This window comes from Priestia taiwanensis (assembly GCF_014638355.1).
In the GTDB taxonomy this organism is placed as follows: domain Bacteria; phylum Bacillota; class Bacilli; order Bacillales; family Bacillaceae_G; genus Priestia_D; species Priestia_D taiwanensis.
In genome coordinates this window covers 394,353-411,810 of sequence record NZ_BMFK01000001.1, presented here as the reverse complement: position 1 = coordinate 411,810, position 17,458 = coordinate 394,353, and the positions used below count along the sequence as shown (strand labels likewise).

18 protein-coding genes are annotated in these 17,458 nt (G+C 37.0%); 4 read left to right on the top strand and 14 right to left on the bottom strand.

Annotated elements, in window-relative coordinates; translation table 11 throughout:
• Positions 1-8: 8 nt before the first annotated feature.
• From IEV41_RS02120 to IEV41_RS02110, 3 genes are all read right to left on the bottom strand, one after another.
• Positions 9-1,613 carry a multicopper oxidase family protein gene (locus tag IEV41_RS02120; protein ID WP_188388647.1) on the bottom strand — a complete coding sequence of 535 codons (1,605 nt, stop codon included), beginning with the start codon at positions 1,611-1,613 and terminating at the stop codon, positions 9-11.
• A gap of 126 nt (positions 1,614-1,739) precedes the next feature.
• Positions 1,740-2,948 (bottom strand): aminotransferase class V-fold PLP-dependent enzyme, encoded by a 1,209-nt coding sequence (locus IEV41_RS02115; protein WP_188386800.1) that lies wholly within the window; start codon positions 2,946-2,948, stop codon positions 1,740-1,742.
• Between the two features lie 85 nt (positions 2,949-3,033).
• Entirely contained in the window at positions 3,034-3,858 is an 825-nt protein-coding gene (locus tag IEV41_RS02110) for a GNAT family N-acetyltransferase (protein WP_188386799.1), read from the bottom strand.
• 99 nt (positions 3,859-3,957) lie between these two features.
• On the opposite strand from IEV41_RS02110, the gene IEV41_RS02105 reads away from it, so the two are divergent.
• A complete protein-coding gene (locus IEV41_RS02105) occupies positions 3,958-4,497 on the top strand; it encodes a hypothetical protein (protein WP_373284139.1) in 540 nt (179 codons plus the stop codon).
• 33 nt (positions 4,498-4,530) lie between these two features.
• Here IEV41_RS02105 and IEV41_RS02100 read toward each other — a convergent pair whose 3' ends face one another.
• The 4 genes from IEV41_RS02100 to IEV41_RS02085 all read right to left on the bottom strand — a co-directional run bounded on the left by IEV41_RS02100 (position 4,531) and on the right by IEV41_RS02085 (position 7,383).
• Positions 4,531-5,313: a class I SAM-dependent methyltransferase gene (locus IEV41_RS02100; RefSeq protein WP_188386797.1), complete on the bottom strand. Its 783-nt coding sequence runs from the start codon at positions 5,311-5,313 to the stop codon at positions 4,531-4,533.
• A gap of 97 nt (positions 5,314-5,410) precedes the next feature.
• The gene (locus IEV41_RS02095) at positions 5,411-6,016 is read right to left on the bottom strand and encodes a nitroreductase family protein (protein ID WP_188386796.1); all 606 of its coding nucleotides are present in this window, start codon (positions 6,014-6,016) and stop codon (positions 5,411-5,413) included.
• A 187-nt stretch (positions 6,017-6,203) separates the two neighbouring features.
• Complete coding sequence (locus IEV41_RS02090; RefSeq protein WP_229722114.1) at positions 6,204-7,049, bottom strand: permease prefix domain 1-containing protein; 846 nt, start codon at positions 7,047-7,049, stop codon at positions 6,204-6,206.
• Complete coding sequence (locus IEV41_RS02085) at positions 7,033-7,383, bottom strand: PadR family transcriptional regulator (RefSeq protein ID WP_188386795.1); 351 nt, start codon at positions 7,381-7,383, stop codon at positions 7,033-7,035. The genes IEV41_RS02090 and IEV41_RS02085 overlap by 17 nt, the downstream gene beginning before the upstream one ends.
• A gap of 163 nt (positions 7,384-7,546) precedes the next feature.
• Between IEV41_RS02085 and IEV41_RS02080 the strand changes: the two genes are divergently transcribed.
• Positions 7,547-8,170, top strand: a complete 624-nt coding sequence (locus IEV41_RS02080) for a DUF1361 domain-containing protein (RefSeq protein WP_188386794.1) — start codon at positions 7,547-7,549, stop codon at positions 8,168-8,170.
• On the top strand, positions 8,163-8,498 hold the full coding sequence (locus IEV41_RS02075) for a hypothetical protein (RefSeq protein ID WP_188386793.1): 336 nt from the start codon (positions 8,163-8,165) through the stop codon (positions 8,496-8,498). Before IEV41_RS02080 ends, IEV41_RS02075 begins: the two co-directional genes overlap by 8 nt.
• 36 nt (positions 8,499-8,534) lie before the next feature.
• Here the strand turns inward: IEV41_RS02075 and IEV41_RS02070 are convergent, their stop codons facing one another.
• From IEV41_RS02070 to hflX, 7 genes are all read right to left on the bottom strand, one after another.
• On the bottom strand, positions 8,535-9,095 hold the full coding sequence (locus IEV41_RS02070) for a DEAD/DEAH box helicase family protein (RefSeq protein ID WP_188386792.1): 561 nt from the start codon (positions 9,093-9,095) through the stop codon (positions 8,535-8,537).
• A complete protein-coding gene (locus IEV41_RS02065; protein WP_188386791.1) occupies positions 9,095-10,090 on the bottom strand; it encodes an ABC transporter ATP-binding protein in 996 nt (331 codons plus the stop codon). The genes IEV41_RS02070 and IEV41_RS02065 overlap by 1 nt, the downstream gene beginning before the upstream one ends.
• Positions 10,091-10,254: 164 nt before the next feature.
• Complete coding sequence (locus IEV41_RS02060; RefSeq protein ID WP_188386790.1) at positions 10,255-11,370, bottom strand: RNA-guided endonuclease InsQ/TnpB family protein; 1,116 nt, start codon at positions 11,368-11,370, stop codon at positions 10,255-10,257.
• Positions 11,371-11,579: 209 nt separating this feature from the next.
• Positions 11,580-12,380: an ABC transporter permease gene (locus IEV41_RS02055; RefSeq protein ID WP_188386789.1), complete on the bottom strand. Its 801-nt coding sequence runs from the start codon at positions 12,378-12,380 to the stop codon at positions 11,580-11,582.
• Positions 12,381-12,384: 4 nt separating this feature from the next.
• Positions 12,385-13,179, bottom strand: a complete 795-nt coding sequence (locus IEV41_RS02050) for an ABC transporter permease (protein WP_188386788.1) — start codon at positions 13,177-13,179, stop codon at positions 12,385-12,387.
• Positions 13,180-13,366: 187 nt separating this feature from the next.
• The gene (locus IEV41_RS02045; protein WP_188386787.1) at positions 13,367-14,515 is read right to left on the bottom strand and encodes a DUF418 domain-containing protein; all 1,149 of its coding nucleotides are present in this window, start codon (positions 14,513-14,515) and stop codon (positions 13,367-13,369) included.
• A gap of 190 nt (positions 14,516-14,705) precedes the next feature.
• Entirely contained in the window at positions 14,706-15,968 is a 1,263-nt protein-coding gene (hflX, locus tag IEV41_RS02040) for a GTPase HflX (protein ID WP_188386786.1), read from the bottom strand.
• Positions 15,969-16,125: 157 nt separating this feature from the next.
• Here hflX and IEV41_RS02035 point away from each other — a divergent pair, with 157 nt between their 5' ends.
• Positions 16,126-17,370 (top strand): cell wall-binding repeat-containing protein, encoded by a 1,245-nt coding sequence (locus IEV41_RS02035; protein ID WP_188386785.1) that lies wholly within the window; start codon positions 16,126-16,128, stop codon positions 17,368-17,370.
• Positions 17,371-17,458 lie beyond the last annotated feature (88 nt).

The window sequence follows — 17,458 nt, the reverse complement described above, 5'->3', positions numbered from 1 at the left end:
CTTTTTTATTATTCTGGTTTATTAGGAATCTTCGGATTTGGAACATAATTAGATTTGTAATCTGTATAGTGCACTTCTGATACCATTCCTGCCGAAGCGTGATGTAAGTCGTGACAGTGGAACATCCAGTTACCAGGATTATCTGCAACAAAGGCTACTTCATACTCTTCTCCTGGCTTTAAGTTCAACGTATCTTTAATAATTGGAGAACCTTCTACTGGCTTACCATTCCTACTTAACACTTGGAAGAAGTGACCGTGTAAGTGCATTGGATGGTCATCCATCATCGAACGATTTACCATCTTCACTTTAATTAAGTCACCTTTTTTCACTTTCAACGGCTCTACATCAGGAAATACCTTACCATTAATCGTGTATACCATTTCATTCCCATTCATTTCTGTATTTAAGTCCATGTTATACGTCATATCATATTTCTGGTCTAATGTGAACGTTCCTAACCTTTTTGTACCATACTTAGTCATATCTACTGCTGGAAGCTTTTCTGTTTCATTTGCTTTATCTGTCATCTCTTTAACACCGTCATACTCGATAACAGCTTTCATTCCCTTTACACCTTTCTTATCTCCATGATCTTCGATATACCATTTACCAGGATTATTTGCTGTAAATTCAACGTCATAACGCTCTCCTGGTGCAATCGAAATAATTTGGTCTTTTATCGCTTTTGGTTCATGAATTGGCTGACCATCTGTCGCAATTATTTTGACATCGTGGCCATGGACGTGAATATTATGTGATACATAACCAGCATTCACAAGTCGAAGTCGAACTTTCTCTCCTTCTTTCACTTTCAGTGACTCTACTAATTCCCCACTCTTTCCGTTAATCGTCAACAAGTCATACATATCCATGCTGTGACCTTCCATCGACATACCTCCGTGGTTCATGCCACCCATATTACTAGATTCCTTCTTCTCTCCATCCCCCTTCATATCTGAATGGTCCATACTAGATTCCTTCGCTTCTGTTACGCCTTTTGTCATTGCTTCTATTTGCTTATCAATTTCCTTCTTATCCGTTACCCATTCGTCTAATACTAACGTATAGTCTTTGTCATACTGTTCATTCGCATCCTCTACAACAAGAGTGCCATACATTCCTCTATCTAATTGATTAACACCGTCTTGATGTGAATGATACCAGTACGTTCCAGATACATTTGCTTCAAATTCATACGTGAAACTCTTTCCAGGTTCAATGGCATCTTGCGTCACTCCTGGAATTCCGTCCATATTATTCGGAACAGGGTACCCGTGCCAATGAATCGATGTTGGTACAGGTAATTCATTTTTCAATGTCACTTTCACCTTTTCCCCTTGCTTCACACGAATTTCTGGCCCTGGGGCAGAGCCATTAAACGTCCATACTGGTACAACGACACCATCACTTAATCGTTGTGCTTCCTCTTTTGCGACTAACATAACTTCAGGACCTCTTATCGCTTCTAATGGCTTTGTTGCGGTTTCCGTTAATATTATCTCTTCATCGTTCATATTATCATGTTCATTTGTTGTCTTTGATGTATCAGAACATGCAGCAATGACGAATATCATCAATGCTGTAACTGCTGATAACAAAAAACGTTTCATCCAAAAACTTTTCATTCAGATTCCTCCTCTTCATTACTTGCAACCATTGTATGAAATGATTATCAAGAAATTATGAAGATACAAAAACATCCAATTTCCATTAACATGCAGGAAATTGGATGTTCTCTATTCATGTAGCAAATATGAATCCGTATTTAACTGAACAAAAGGATGTTTCCGCAATTTCCTTATCCCTTTTTCTAAAACAGAGATAAAAGTAGTTAACTCCTCTTCCGTATTAAACGCATGAACAGAAATACGTAATCCCTTTGGTCTTGTGATAGACCTAGTAAAAATATTCTTCTTGGCTAGAAATTCTACTAAATCATGATAGTCGATTTTATCTATTGTACAACTAATTAATCCGTGCACTATTTGCGAATTCATATCATTCACCTTCACTCCTTGCAATAACTCTAAATTTGTTCGTAATTGTTCCGATAGTATGTGAATCCGTTTCTCTATGTTATGTATTCCTATCTCTTGTATGAAAACGATACTACGTGCAAGACCGACAAACGGGGCCACATTCCGAGTGGACGATTCAAATTTTTGACCTGACTGCTTCCACTTTAACGTACCATCCCATTTGAATCCTTCAATTGAATAATAACCAGGATTGATAGGAGAAATAGCTTGGATGATTTCTCCCCTCATATACAAACTCCCTGTTCCTAAAGGACCCAACAGCCATTTATGTCCTGGGAATGCATATACATCACAACCAATTTGCACAGGATTAACATTCATTTGTCCAACTGCTTGCGCTCCGTCAATTAACGAATACACATTAGCAGCGCGAGCTAGTGCACATAATTTTTCTATCGGTAATACCCGCCCAGTATTCCACGTAATATGGCTTACAAGTAATAGTTTTGTTTTATCGTTTACTACATGTGAAATTTCATCCACTATTTCATCATCCGTCTTATTTAAAATATCAATAATCCGCACCTTCACTCCGTAACGCTGTGCAATAGAAAAACAAGGTGCAAGACTACTTACATGTTCCCCGTTCGTCGTAATAATCTCATCGTCCGTTCTCCAATGAAGACCGTGCAAAAACATATTAAGGCCTTGTGTCGTATTTTCCGTTACCACAATCTGGTCATGATGTACATCAAGTAAGTCGGCTAACCGTTGGCGAACAGAATCAAAAGCTTGCTCTGCTTCTATCCACGGATACAATTGGAGCTTTTCTTGTTTCTTGTACGTTTCTATGATCGATTCCGTTACGAAATTAATTGATGGAGCACATGTACCTGTATTTAAGTAAATCTCGTCGGACAACGTATGATTCAATTGATGAAAACTTGGTATGATTTGTTCGTTCAATCGTCACAACTCTTTTCTCTGTTGTTTGTTACGGTCAATACCGAATCTATAGTATGCCTCGTTCAAATACAATCATGCTTTTTCCTCAAAATTCAAATTCATACGTCTTTAACTTATTCACAAACTCAAATCCAAGTTTTTCTGCTAGATGAATAGACTCTCCGTTCGTCGCAAGTGTGGACCAGCGAGGGATTACTCCTTGTACAATACACTGTTCTAAATATGCAGCACATACTAACGTTGCCAGTCCTTTGTTCATTTCTGCTAAATCATACGTTGCAACACTTATTTCGTGTATATTCTCATGTACACAACACGATATACATATGCTAATTACTCTATCTGCTTTCATAATGCAATAACCAAGTCCATACGTTAGAAAATCCTCTACTGTGTACCAACATTCCTCGATCATTTCAGCAACATCCTCTTGTTGCTCAATAAGAATCCCGTCAACTTTTTGCACATAATACCCGTTCAGTAATGGTTTATATGACTCCTTTACACTGTTGAATATCCCTTCATTAAATCGATAATATTGTTCAAAATCTGTTTCGTACTCACGGTAAGAGATTGCTTGTTCTAGCGCTTCTTCCCATGCACAATCATTTACTACTGCGAGAAAATACGTCCCACCACACTCTTCATACGTTGCCTGTTTTAATTCGTTCTCAATAAAATGTGGAAGCGTTTGAAGGAATTTCTGATTTTTTGCATCTCCAATAAAAAGGCTAATAATCCCCGTTTCATCTACTAATGCAGTAGTAGGATGGGTTTCATTATCCACATAAATGCTTCCTCTATTCCTTCCATTCATCACACCATATAACGTCGAAAGGTTATGTTGTGACTTCACCTGTAACAAAGGCTTAATTTTATCGTAGTCTTTTCTATCAAGCTTATAAATCATGTTCCATCTCCCCTTTCTTCTATTGAATTATGCAGACATTTTGCAGGTATAAATATTCCCTACCTTCACATATAGATGAAGGGACAAGGAGGGATTTATATGTCCACATACACAATCGGTATTATTACGGTTTGCTTTCTTTCTGTTTTGTTTGTTGCTTATGCTTCAAGGCGACATGGCACACTAATGGAACAAATGGTTTTCATTATGGCATTTAGTATGAGCATCGGACTCAGTATTGGATTTTATGTAGGAGTGCTATTAAAAGGAGACTTGTTGTATTCGGCGCTGTTAGCTATCGCCGGAAGTGGATTGATTGGCTTTCTCATCGGAATTTGTTTCCACTTGTATACAGGCTTAGAAGGATTATTTTCTGGAATTATGGCGGGGATGATGGGAGCAATGACAGCTGAAATGTTAACGAATCAGCAAGCACATAGTATCTTACTCATTAGCCTATTGCTTACTATTGTAATAGCAACTTCTTGTATCATACAATTTTTATCGCATACGTTCTCAACATTTATCGAACGACGTTTTTTCTTGTTACTTTCTATTAGTATGTTGATTGTCGTCGGAGTCTTTTTCATGTTTCCCGAAAATCACATAGCAGAAGTCCCACCTTCACATCATCATTAAAGATAGCGAGGTAGCTCTCTCCTCGCTATTTCTTTATACCGTTGCTCGTACAATATAACGCGAGAACGTTACACATAACCCTCGTTCTGTTCGATATTTCTCAAATACATTCGTTACTTCTTCGAGATTCTCCTCTACTAGCATGTTATAAATGCTAGGATGTTGTCCAAAACAACGCAACTTTAAAACATCCACTGGCGCACGTAACCATTCTTCACTATTCACTACTTCTATTTCAACATGTTCAAACTTACTTCTTGCTAGCCTTTCTTTCAATCTATCTAATACAAGCGCTCCCTCTGGATGCGGGTCATACAAATTCGGAAATAAAGAAGGTAATTCGATACCACCTTTGTCACCAGGATGAAGCCCCAGGACACTCCCACCTTTCTTAACCACACCTGATAACAACAAGTAAGCAGATGTTGGGCCTTTGCGTACATACGCCATATCAAATATTTCCGGAGCAAACGGCAACACCTTTTTACTATCCCCTTGCACGAAGCGAACATTTTTCTTTCTACTTGCGTTACCAGTAAGAACGAATCCATCTGTCACATCAAAACCAACAACTTCTTTCGCAACCGTACCACACTGAAGCGTAAAAGCACCGTGTCCGCATCCCATATCTAACACAACCTTATCTGATGCAGCATTGAAGACTTCCTCATCAAATATCGTTTCGCCGTTTGGCTCTGTTAAGGTCGAAGCCCATGTGTATGAATACTCTCCATATAATGTACCAAGCTGTGCGTACCATTCCTTTGAATGAGGTAATAGCCAATCTTTATGTACTGTTGGATTTAATAAATTCATTTATTTTTATTACCTCCCATTTTATTTCTTTTATATGCAAAAAAGCACCCTCCATGCCATATATACGACATGCTGGATGCTTTTCCCTTGTCTCCCTTTATTTATATACTTTCACTCGTGCTTCAAGTGATTGGAATTCTTTTTCGTTAGGCACAGCTGTCGGTTTCCCAAAAGGCATCTGCGCCGTTAGTTTCCATGTAGCTGGAACACCCCATTCTTTTTTCACTTCTTCATCAATCAATGGATTATAATGTTGCAACGTTGCACCATATCCTTCAAGTTCTAACGAAGTCCAAACAACAAGTTGTAGCATCCCTGTCGATTGTTCTGACCAAACTTTAAAGTTCTCTTTATATAATGCAAACTTCTGCTCTAGCTGTTCAATCACCTCTTGATCTTCGAAGAACAAGACTGTACCATAACCTACTTGAAATGCATTCATCTTTTCTTCTGTCGATGAAAAAGCACCCTTCGGCACGATTTTCCGTAATGTTTCTTTTGTAATATTCCATAATTTATCGTGCTGTTCTCCTAGAAGTACCACTACACGAGCACTTTGAGAATTAAATGCAGATGGCGTGTACTTCACCGCATGTTCAACAGCCTCTTGTATTTTCTCATCGGATATCACTGTCTCTTTGCTAATCCCATAAATAGAACGTCTACCCTCTATAGCTTCATAAAAATTCTTCACCACATGCATTAGGCTCCCTTTCACTTAGATTACACCATTATTTACTAAATGAATCTACTTACAAAGAAACCTACTCTTTATGTTATTCAAGAACATATACAAGTAGTATACATGGGATAAATATTCTTATTAAACAAACTGTATAACAAAGTATTAGTAATATCTATTCATGAAATATACCTAGTAATGTTTTGTATTATGTTGCTTCCGCTCCGATTAATATTTTTCTTCTCCCTAATAAATAATAAGCGAAATACCCTACTATATTAAAGAAAGTAAACGCAAGAATCCAACCAACATTTAATCGTTTATGATGATATGCATTAATCGTTGCCCAAATAGCGAATAAAACCATATAAAGGGCAATACCTACAAATAATGCAATCCACATCGATTTATTAACATCCCTCACCACTAATTTGACATACCATTTCGCATTCCCACTCCCATAATTACGAAATTCAGCAAACATCCATGTAGGAGCTGATACCGTTCGTTCATATTCATAGTATGGATTGGCTCTTTTTGCATAGTCAAATAGATGGTCGAAATTCGTAGCTTGTTCCTCATAGTCTTTTACCCTATAGATTTTAACAATCGGAACATGATCTGTATCATCTACACGTCTCATTATTTCCTTTTTATCCTCTTCAGAAATTGTATCTTTATCGTATAGTATAGATGTTATTTTCCAAGCAAGTGTGTCATTTTCTGATGCGTTTTTTTCCTCTATGTACCAAACAAACCCAAATACAACGAAACCTAATCCTAGACACGCTACCGCTAAATAAAGTACCCACTTTGAAAAAAGATTTTGAGGCTGGAATAATTGTTCAAGGTCTGGGCGCATCTCATGCTCTCCACCAAATCTCTCGATTGCAATTTCAATCGCATCTTCCTCTTCTTTTCCTTCCTCTATTAGTTCGTAAACCGCCTCTATTAAATGACTTTTCATTTCTGCTTTTAATTCTTGTATCTCTTCGTTCTTGCCATCCATATCTTCATAAACAGTATCTACAAACACATCAATTTGCTTCATCATTTTCTCCCCCCTCTAAAAATGAATCAATCATATTTTTAACAAAACGCCACTCAAGGCGCTTTTCTTCAAACCCATCTTTCCCCAACGGCGTAATTTTGTAATACTTTCTTCTTCCGCCAGGTCCTTGCTCATCTCCCCAGTACGATTGAATCCATTCATTCTTTTCAAGTCTTTTTAAAGATAAATACAATGTTCCTTCTTTTAATTCAAATTGTTCATCACTTTTTTCGCGTACTAATTTTGCTAATTCGTATCCGTACATATCTCGCTTCTCTAGTAAAGAAAGAATTATCGTATCAATGTGACCTTTCAACACTTCCTTATTTACTTCCATAATATTCAAAACACCACCTTGCTTTTACTATAATTCACATTACCTAATAATGCAAGGTATTATCTTTTATAAATTACCTTTCATAAAAAAACTTAACGGTAGCTGAAATATACATTCTATGTTTTAATAGAAAATGCATCCTAATAACAAAGGAGTATTTTCTATGATAGAACGCACAAAAGTACGAATAAGCTTCTTCGCATACATATTGCTATTACTTACATTTGATACGAGCTATCCGTTCATGATTTTTAATCTCTTTCTAGCCTTTGCAGCATTAGAGTTATCGTTCTTACTGCCCCTGTTCAAAATAAAAGATAGAAAAGAAATACCCGCAAGCATCCTCTTCTATCTTGTATTCTTATTAATGTCACCAAACATCTTTTATGTTGTGACAGATTTGATTCACTTAAAAATTTTCACGTTTGATTTCAAACAAGGATTAGTGCTAGAAGAATGGTGGAACTTCTCGATTTTAACTGCTGGTGTCATACTAGCTATCTATTACTTCACCTTAATGATGAAGCAATTGCATCTTCTGTTAGTAGCAGTAAAATGGAGAACATTTATTATCTTTGGATTTATGATATTAGGTAGTATTGGAATCTACATTGGAAGGTTTCTTCGCTTCCATTCGGTTCACTTGTTTACAGAACCACTGTCTTTAATCACGCAAGTACTTGCATCTATTAACGTTCCTTCCCTTCTCTTTGTGACTTGGATGAGCGTACTACAATTTCTTATATACTGGTTATTTGTAGAGAAGAAAGGAGAACAGCATGTTTGATTTCTATGTATTTGTTGTTACGATCCCGCTACTTTTACTAGCCATCTTATTCTCGCAAATTCACATATGTAACGTATTCTACAATATAGAAAAGTCTACCTTATGGGGCACACTTGGTTTACTTCTCCCATTTGGATTAAATTTATATGTGTATCAACTAGTGAAGCTAGAGAAAGCTGCTGGTTCATCTTTTGAACATGTAACAGCACAAGAACGAATAACATGGCGACGCCTTTATATGCTTGTACTTATTCAGTATTTACTTATGTTTGTTATAATTGGAGTTCTCCTTTCTCCAGGGGCGACATTCATTTCTGGTTACTATTAAAAAAGCAAGAATCGCATCCGATTCCTGCTTTTTCCTTTATAACTGAAACTTTTCTTTCACGATTTCTGCTGCTTCCTCCGCACTTAAATTCGTATTGTTAATCCTCATATAATTAGCAAATGTGATTTCACCCTCATATGAATTCAATCTATATTTCTCGTACGTTCGCTTCAAATTTGCTTCAGACTTTTCAATGTTTCGCTTTGTTGGTTTCTGTTCTAATCGATTAGGTGTTTTATTACGCTCTATTCTCTCATCTAACTCTGCTTCTAATTCGACGAAATATACGTTACCACCGTTCAACTCAAATAGGTTCGTTAGTTTCCGAACATACTCCCAATCTGCCTCTACATCAAATGCCCATACGTATGTAAAAATAATGCCGGGCAACTCACTTTTCGCAACCGCTTCAAATATTTCTTGACGAAACAACTGAACTAATCGATTTCCTTCCTTGGTCCCATACTCAAAAAAAGGGTGAACCAATTCAATCGTCATATGATTATGAAACAACTTCAATTCCGTTATTTTCTCTAATTCTTGTCCTACTGTCATTTTCCCAACCGCTTGTGGTCCGAATATAAGTACAAAATTCATTAGCCTACTTTCACCTTCTCTTGTAATGAATGAAATAACTTCGCTATTACTCTCTCAATACCCTCTTCTTCAATCCCCATTTCTTGTACAACATTACAGGTGAAAAATGGAACTAAAATATCAGACACGTTCGTTTCTTTCGAATAAAAAATCTCAATTTGATGTTTTGATTTCATTTGTATTTCAATTCCATCAAGTACTGAGGATGGAATAACAGTTGGATTTTCCGTTGTTAATTTAATAGACTTCACTCCGCCATACAAACTTTTTAACTGTTGTTGTGTACCATCGAAGAAGATTTGTCCATCATCAATGAACATAATGCGGCTACATAACTTCTCAATATCAGACATATCGTGTGTTGTCAGTAATACTGTCACCTTCTTATCCTCATTCATCATTTTAATAAACTGACGGATGCGTTCCTTTGCTTCAATATCTAAACCAATTGTTGGTTCGTCTAAAAATAATAGCTTTGGTTCATGTAGGAGACTTGCCGCAATATCACTACGCATTCGTTGTCCTAAACTCATTAGCCGTACGGGCTTTTGTAAAAGTGACTGCAAATCGAGAATATCATCAAATAAGGCTAATCGTCTAGTAAACTCCTGTTCTTGAATACCGTACACGTCTCTTAATAGTTTGAAAGAATCAAGAAGTGGAAGGTCCCACCATAGCTGTGTACGTTGTCCAAATACGACACCGAGATTCGTTGCCACTTTCTTTCGCTCTGTATATGGATTGTTACCGTTTATCATAATGGATCCGTGTGTCGGCATTAAGACACCTGTTAACATTTTGATTGTCGTAGATTTCCCTGCACCGTTCTTACCGATGTAGCCGACCATTTCCCCTTGTTCAATATGAAAACTAATATTTTTAACTGCTTCAATGTCCGTATATTTCCGATGAAATAAGCTCATTGCTTTTTCCATTTTCGTCGTTGCTTGCACTGGTAGTCGATAACTTTTCACAACGTTATGTACATCAATCATTCTCTCTCCGTTGCCAAAACCTTATAAAAATCTATAAAGAGTTGTTTGTTTCCTGCTTCTTCGTATCTGATTTTGCCGAAGCTACTCTCATTTGGTACGACACTCCACAGGCGTAAATTCGGATACAACGAATCCTACACATTAGCCATAACGTTTTTGTGTTATCAGGCTAATTGATAACGTGACAAATTGATTGCCGCATTCAAATCCCTATCTATCTCATGACCACATATACATCTATATACTCGATTAGATAGCTTCAAATCCTTTTTTATTTTCCCACATGTTGAACACATTTTAGAAGATGGGTACCATTTATCTGCTTCTATGAATTCAATTCCGTATTTTTCGCATTTATATTGGATTTGTTTTTTAAATTCATATAATTTTTGCTCGTTGATTGCTTTAGATAAATGTTTATTTTTCATCATCCCTTTACTATTCAACGTTTCCATAACAATACGATATGGCTTGGTTTTCACAATATCGTTTGTTGCTTGGTGGAGATGGTTTGTGCGGATATTTGTCAACTTTCTGTGCAGGTGTCGTATTCTCTTTTCTATTTTTATAATGTTGCTCGTTTTGACAAAACGGTTTCCCTCCTTGTTCATTTCATATTTACGAGAAACTTGACGCTGCAACATCCGAAGGCGTTTCTCTACCTGTTTTACTTTTTTCTTTTTGTTGATATTTTTGATTCTTTTTCCGCTTGAACATACAGCTAACTCTTTGATACCAACATCAATCCCAAGACTTACATCTGTTGCCGTTTGGTTTGGAAGGATTTGTTCAAATCCAACAGCTATATACCAGTACTTCCCATCAAAACTGACTCGAGGATTCGTGTATTTCACACCAATAGGTAACTGTTCAACTGTTTTGACCCATCCAACTTTTTCAATGAGAACCAATTTTTCTTTTACTTTGAGTTTGTCTGTATCGTTGTAGAAAGATGGTTTGGAACGTCTGCGGCTTTTGAATCTTGGCTTATCAGCTAATCCTTTAAAAAAGTTAGCATACGCACTACATAAATCTTTCATTGCTTGTTTGGCGACATTATTTGAAACGTCGTATAACCAAGCGTATTCCGGTACTTGTTTCAGCTTCGTAAATATTTTTCGAAGAACAGTATGTGGGATAAATTTGCCACCTTGTTTATAGTTCTCTTGTTGCTTCGCTAGTGCCCAATTATAGGTAAAGCGAGCTGTTCCTGCTGATTTCCAAAGCTGTATTTCTTGTTCTTTCGTTGGAACTATCCTAATTTTTTTAGCGAGAATCATCGTAACACCTCCTTAACAAAAGTATATATTCAATTAACTTTCATTGGAACATACATTCTGTTAAAGTGTGTTACATATTTGTGAAAATAATGTAGAAAAGCTTGTTCAAGAAAAAGATAATGATAGTTAACCCACAACACTTTAGTAAAAAATAATAGGGTTTTATAAAGTTTTATCATCTTTTCTGAACACTTAATTAGCCTCCTTTATTACGAACCTGTCACATCATATTTTTTCATCATGTAATTCCACACATAACATGTACATCCGAGATAAACAAAGCCGATCAACGGTGCCAAACCAATCATAAACGCAGGGAAATCTATTATTTCTTTTTTCAAAATGAAATGAATGGGGATATATCCTACTAATCCGTACGGAACGATTGCAACGAGAATCCATTTTAAATACGGGGGATATATGAATAGTGGTAGACGGCTCATCTCACGTGAAACGTTTAATACATTTTCAAATGTCATAATCGTATCTACTTGTCTGAATGCCATACTAGAGTTTAAGATAAATGTCCCTATAATAATTGCAGTACCCCCAAGAATACTATAAATGAGAAAGAAAATCGTGCTCCACGTATACTCAATTGGTAACAATGTATTCGCCCATATGAACATACCAATAGATGACAACAACATTCCAATCGTATGAATTGGTAACGTATTAGCGATATAGTAGAACAACGGAGGCAATGGCCGAACCATATACTGCACGAAATTCCCTGTTCTCACATCCGTAATAAGTGAGTACAAGTGGAGGCATAGTATACTCGCCAAGGCCCAAGCTATGTAAAATAACGAGATTAATAATAAGATTTCAGGAAACTCCCACCCTCCAATTGCCCCGTACTTTTTCATCGCAAACATAATCCCAGCTAGCCATACACCCGCTGATGCAAATACGCCAATAATCTCTACAATAAAATTAAAATGAAATGAAAATCTACCTTTTAAATAAGCACCCTTTAAGGTAAAAAACATGTTCAAGTAGTACTTCATATTATCATCCCCCTTGTATCATTAGATTCCGAAGCATCACTCGCCATAACACCACATTCATTCCAGCAAGAATGATAACCCACACCATTCCCGTCGCTAGTTGCATCGCAATTGCCCCTTCTGGAATGACACCGTTAAAAATACTCGTCGGTACGTAATACATAAACTTGAACGGAAGGATACCAATAATGGATTGAATACTCTCTGGATAAATCCAAATTGGAAACGGCATACCTCCTAAGAAAAACACTACCGCATTCAACAACCACCACATCCCATTCACTTCTATGTACTTCATCATAAGTAAACAAAAATTCATATTAATAAGAAAGCCAATTGAAAGACTAATAAATACTGATAAGAAAAATGATAAGATAACTTTCCCACTCGGAAGATACCCCGTACTTATAACAATAATCCCACCGTAAATCGGTAAGACGATGATAAAAAAGAACAAACACATCGTTCCAATACGTTCAAAGAAAATACGCCATATGAAATGAACTGGCTTCATTAAATCAAAAATAATATCCCCGCTCCGAACTTTCTCCGTCACAGCATAACGAATACGCATCGTATGCAATTGTGGAATAAGTACCGCATATGAAATCGCCATATACGCAATAATTTGCTTCATCGAAATACCGTCTACTTCCTCTCTCCCTTGGTACAACGCTTTCCAAAAGAAAATCCAAAGTACAAAGACGATAAGCATCCCGAACACATTCAACCACAAATCGCCTTTATAAACGAGCTGTTGCTTTAAGCCTATTTTGGAATAAGCAATGTACTTTCTCATGCGACGTCCTCCTTTTCTATTCCTCTTTGTTTTAAGAGTAGCAGGCCATTACATCTACAAGAACAATACAAAGAGGGAGAAGATCACGAAAATAGTATAAAAAAAGACTCATACTTTTGTATGAATCTAAATTAAATAAAACAGCACCCTACTAGAGTGCTGTTTCTCTCATTTATCTTTCCACATATTAAGCTCCTTTCGCTAAAAGTCCGACAGCGCGCTTTCGCATCTCTTCCATCGGTCCCATCCTAAACAAGCGAAGCCAAATAATAGCGAAGAGAATCTGTATGATACTAAGTCCAATCCATACGCCGATGATCGAAATAGAGTTTAACTTATTACCAAGCCCCATACCCCAGCCATAAAAAATGACTGAAGACAAAACATTTTGCACAACATAACAGCTAAGCGACATTTTACCTGTTTGTTCTAACCAACTCCAAATTCTTAAATCTGGTCTTGATTCGACAAGGCGAGCAATAATCGCTACATACCCCATTGCTAGTAAAGGAGCAAATAAATAGCGAACCGGGATATCAAACAAGTGACCAGGAACAAGCAGTAGCAAATTAAGCGGAAGTCCAATTAGGATTCCATATTTGAATAGACGGACACGAATGTTTCTACCAACCTCGTTATCCCCAAATGCTCCTTTACGCATAAGCATGACACCAATAAGAAATAGAACAATATTAAGCGGAAGGGCAAATATTACTTCAAATCGTAGTATCACAAAGTTTGATAACCTGTATTGTACTTGATCTAGCCAGCTACCTGTTTGATAGAGAGCAACTATATCGGTACCGCCATCCCCTGTTATGTCTCCTCCTGTTGCAATAAACGAAAACAACAAGGCTGATAAAGTCAATACAAGTACGGTATAGATACCTCCAAGCCATTTAATGGTACGCCAAATCGCTTTATCACCTCTCTTGACAATAAACGATACAATGATTGCGGCTGCTGCATAGCCCATCAAAATATCATATTCCATCACAAGGGTGAAATGGATGAAGCCCTCTAACATAAGAATCATCGACACCCATAAGTATGTACCAGGCCAAGGATTCCCTTTACGAAGGGACTGTTGATACTTCATTTCCAACCCAATTCCAAACATAACGGACAGCAAGCCTAAAAACTTCCCATTAACAAGCACAAGGCATATAGTCTGAATAATCCTATCTGCTGAGGTCCACCATTGACTATCCCCCATAAATATTTGGGCTGTATCACCCCAATATCCAAAAATCCAAATATTTGTTCCTAGCGTCCCTAAAATAGCAAATCCTCTTAAGATATCCAAGATACGAATACGTTTTACTCTATTTTCCATGCACGTTCCTCCACATCACGATCTTTTCATCCATAACTTAAAAATAACTATTGGGATTATTAACCATTTATATTTCCTTCTAAGATTAATATGTAGGATGACTTTTGTTGATGAATTTTGGAAACGCTCTCTTGATTTTTTAACAAAATAAAAAACAGCCGTTCTTCACGAACAAGCTGTTTCTTCTTCCTTACTTCACTACATAGCGCTCATACTTCTTAAAGTCACTCATCTTACATTCGACTTTAATTTTTGTACCGTTCTCTTCATATTCTGTCGCATGGATTTTCGCATGTGTACTAAAGTGCGATACGATTTGACCTTGGTCATATGGAATAAGCATTTCACACATGATGTAATCTTTGAATACTTCACGTCGAATAAGCTGAACTAATTCTGAAATACCGATTTGTTCTTTTGCAGATAAATAAATACGGTCGTTCTGAATCGTTGGGATGTTCATATCCATTAAATCCGATTTATTGTATGCATAGATAACCGGGATATCTTTCACACCAATTTTCTTTAATGTTTCATTCGTCACATCCATTAAGTGTTCATAGTTTGGATTTGAATAATCAACAACGTGAATAAGTAAGTCTGATTCTGCTACTTCTTCTAATGTTGAGCGGAATGCTTTCACAAGATGATGCGGTAACTTGCTGACAAAACCAACAGTATCAGTTAATAAGAATGACTTGTTGTCATCCATCGCAATATCACGTACAGACGTTTCAAGCGTTGCGAACAACATATCTTTTTCAAAAACGTGTTTATCCTCTGATAAGTTATGTACGTCTAACATCGCATTCATAACCGTAGATTTCCCTGCATTCGTATAACCAACTAATGATACAACAGGTACTTCGTTCTTTTTACGTTGTTTACGTTGTGTTTTGCGATGTGCTACTAGTTCCTCTAACTCTTTATTTAACATTGAAACTTTTTCTTCAATACGACGACGATCTAGCTCGATTTGCTTCTCACCAGCACCTTTGTTCTTCGTACCAACACCACCACTTTGTCTTCCTAACGAAGCACGCAGTCCAATTAGACGTGGCATCATATATTGTAAGTGCGCTACTTCAACTTGAAGTTGGGCTTCTTTCGTCTTTGCACGCTCTGCAAAAATATGTAAGATTAAGATTGTACGATCAATTACTTTACACGCTAATTCTTCTTCTAGATTACGGATTTGTGACGGTGACAACTCATCATTAAAAATAACAACATTCGCATCATTATCTTTTACCGCGTCAGCTACTTCTTCTACTTTTCCTGTTCCGATATAAAGCCCTGCATGTACACGAGGTAAATTTTGAATAATTTCTCCTACTACCTCTACATCACACGCCTCTGCTAAGTTCACTAATTCTTTCATTGAATAGTCAAAGTTCGGTTCGTTATTTATATTCACACCAACTAAAATGGCTCTTTGTTGTTCTTCCATCATATTGATTTCCCCCTTACGATCTTTGTCGGGATGTATTCTTTCTTTCCACATAATAACACACTTTATTCCTTAGTCAATGAAACTTTCCATTTCTAACAAATATGCATAATATCTGCACATTTGTTAGATATTCTTTCTTCTTAAAGGGGGCTATGCAATGACAGTAAAAAAGTGGGGGATTGCTCTTTCATCTGCATCGATTCTATTATTAGCTGCATGCACAAATGAAACAAGCGATCACAGTAAGCATCAACCAACAACTAAAGAAACAACAGAGCAAGAAGCGACAACAAAAGTACATAAAGAAATGCCAAAATCATTTAATGAGAATGCGACAAACGGATTACTTACAATGAATATGAAAAACAGTACTCGTTTAAATGAACAAGATCCAGTCAAAATGGCTGTTCTTACTTCACAAATGATTTGGCCAGCTACACACACCGATAACCAACCGAATGCGGTTATTTTGGCACCAAAAGGTAATTGGCAACTAGCATTAGCAAGCGCGGACCTTATCCATCACCCAAGTAACGGACCAATTTTATTCTTAGAAGATAAAAAGATTCCAGAGACAACGTTACAAGAAATCAAACGATTAAGTCCTACAGGTATTAAAGATGGTACAAACATTATCGTTATTGGGGAACTTGATGAATCAGCAAAAACACAACTTGCTTCATATAAAGTAAAACAATTAAAAGAAACAGATGCAGCTAAACTTGCAAAAGAAGTTGATGCATTATACGCAGAGATTACGGGTGACTATCCAACGAGCGTTATTATCGGCTCGTCTGATAACGACGCTCAACTATTCTCAGTACCAGCTGCTAATTGGATTGCACACATGCCAGAACCAATCTTATACGTATCAAAAGATACGGTACCAGAAGCAACGATTGATGCGTTAAAAGAACGAAAAGGCAAAGCTATCATTTACGTACTAGGTCCAGAAAAAATCATCTCAAAAGAAGTTGAAAACCAACTTGGTGAGCACGGTAAAGTCGTTCGTATTAGCGGCGAAACACCTACTGCCAATTCAGTTGCATTTGCAACATTTAAGGATAAAGACACTGGATTTGGTTGGGGAATGACAGAGCCTGGACACGGGGTTTCCTTTACTTCTTCTACAACACCGTCGCTCGCAATTGCAGGAGCACCGTTCTCTCATATGGGTAAACACGCGCCTGTCATTATCCTTGATAAAGGTGAAGTAACGAAAGATGCATTTGATTTCTTAGTAAAAATCAAACCAACATTTAAAGACGATCCAACAACAGGTCCATACAATCACGCCTTCATCTTAGGCGCAGATGCTTCTATTTCATATAAATCACAAGGCATACTAGATGATGCACTTGAAATTGTACAAGAAGATGGAAAAGGCCACGAAGGACATTAATAGTTAGTAGGTTCTCCGACATATAGGAGAACCTTCTTCTATATACCGAAACGATGCATATGATACACTAATGTTAAGAATCGAAGGA

What these genes read in the sequence shown, in the direction of transcription:
- IEV41_RS02120 (WP_188388647.1), bottom strand. Translation starts at nt 1,613, where the DNA reads ATGAAACGTTTTTTGTTATCAGCAGTTACAGCATTGATGATATTCGTC.
- IEV41_RS02110 (WP_188386799.1), bottom strand. Translation starts at nt 3,858, where the DNA reads ATGATTTATAAGCTTGATAGAAAAGACTACGATAAAATTAAGCCTTTG.
- IEV41_RS02105 (WP_373284139.1), top strand. Translation starts at nt 3,958, where the DNA reads ATGTCCACATACACAATCGGTATTATTACGGTTTGCTTTCTTTCTGTT.
- IEV41_RS02100 (WP_188386797.1), bottom strand. Translation starts at nt 5,313, where the DNA reads ATGAATTTATTAAATCCAACAGTACATAAAGATTGGCTATTACCTCAT.
- IEV41_RS02095 (WP_188386796.1), bottom strand. Translation starts at nt 6,016, where the DNA reads ATGCATGTGGTGAAGAATTTTTATGAAGCTATAGAGGGTAGACGTTCT.
- IEV41_RS02090 (WP_229722114.1), bottom strand. Translation starts at nt 7,049, where the DNA reads ATGATGAAGCAAATTGATGTGTTTGTAGATACTGTTTATGAAGATATG.
- IEV41_RS02085 (WP_188386795.1), bottom strand. Translation starts at nt 7,383, where the DNA reads ATGGAAGTAAATAAGGAAGTGTTGAAAGGTCACATTGATACGATAATT.
- IEV41_RS02080 (WP_188386794.1), top strand. Translation starts at nt 7,547, where the DNA reads ATGATAGAACGCACAAAAGTACGAATAAGCTTCTTCGCATACATATTG.
- IEV41_RS02075 (WP_188386793.1), top strand. Translation starts at nt 8,163, where the DNA reads ATGTTTGATTTCTATGTATTTGTTGTTACGATCCCGCTACTTTTACTA.
- IEV41_RS02070 (WP_188386792.1), bottom strand. Translation starts at nt 9,095, where the DNA reads ATGAATTTTGTACTTATATTCGGACCACAAGCGGTTGGGAAAATGACA.
- IEV41_RS02065 (WP_188386791.1), bottom strand. Translation starts at nt 10,090, where the DNA reads ATGATTGATGTACATAACGTTGTGAAAAGTTATCGACTACCAGTGCAA.
- IEV41_RS02060 (WP_188386790.1), bottom strand. Translation starts at nt 11,370, where the DNA reads ATGATTCTCGCTAAAAAAATTAGGATAGTTCCAACGAAAGAACAAGAA.
- IEV41_RS02055 (WP_188386789.1), bottom strand. Translation starts at nt 12,380, where the DNA reads ATGAAGTACTACTTGAACATGTTTTTTACCTTAAAGGGTGCTTATTTA.
- IEV41_RS02050 (WP_188386788.1), bottom strand. Translation starts at nt 13,179, where the DNA reads ATGAGAAAGTACATTGCTTATTCCAAAATAGGCTTAAAGCAACAGCTC.
- IEV41_RS02045 (WP_188386787.1), bottom strand. Translation starts at nt 14,515, where the DNA reads ATGGAAAATAGAGTAAAACGTATTCGTATCTTGGATATCTTAAGAGGA.
- hflX (WP_188386786.1), bottom strand. Translation starts at nt 15,968, where the DNA reads ATGATGGAAGAACAACAAAGAGCCATTTTAGTTGGTGTGAATATAAAT.
- IEV41_RS02035 (WP_188386785.1), top strand. Translation starts at nt 16,126, where the DNA reads ATGACAGTAAAAAAGTGGGGGATTGCTCTTTCATCTGCATCGATTCTA.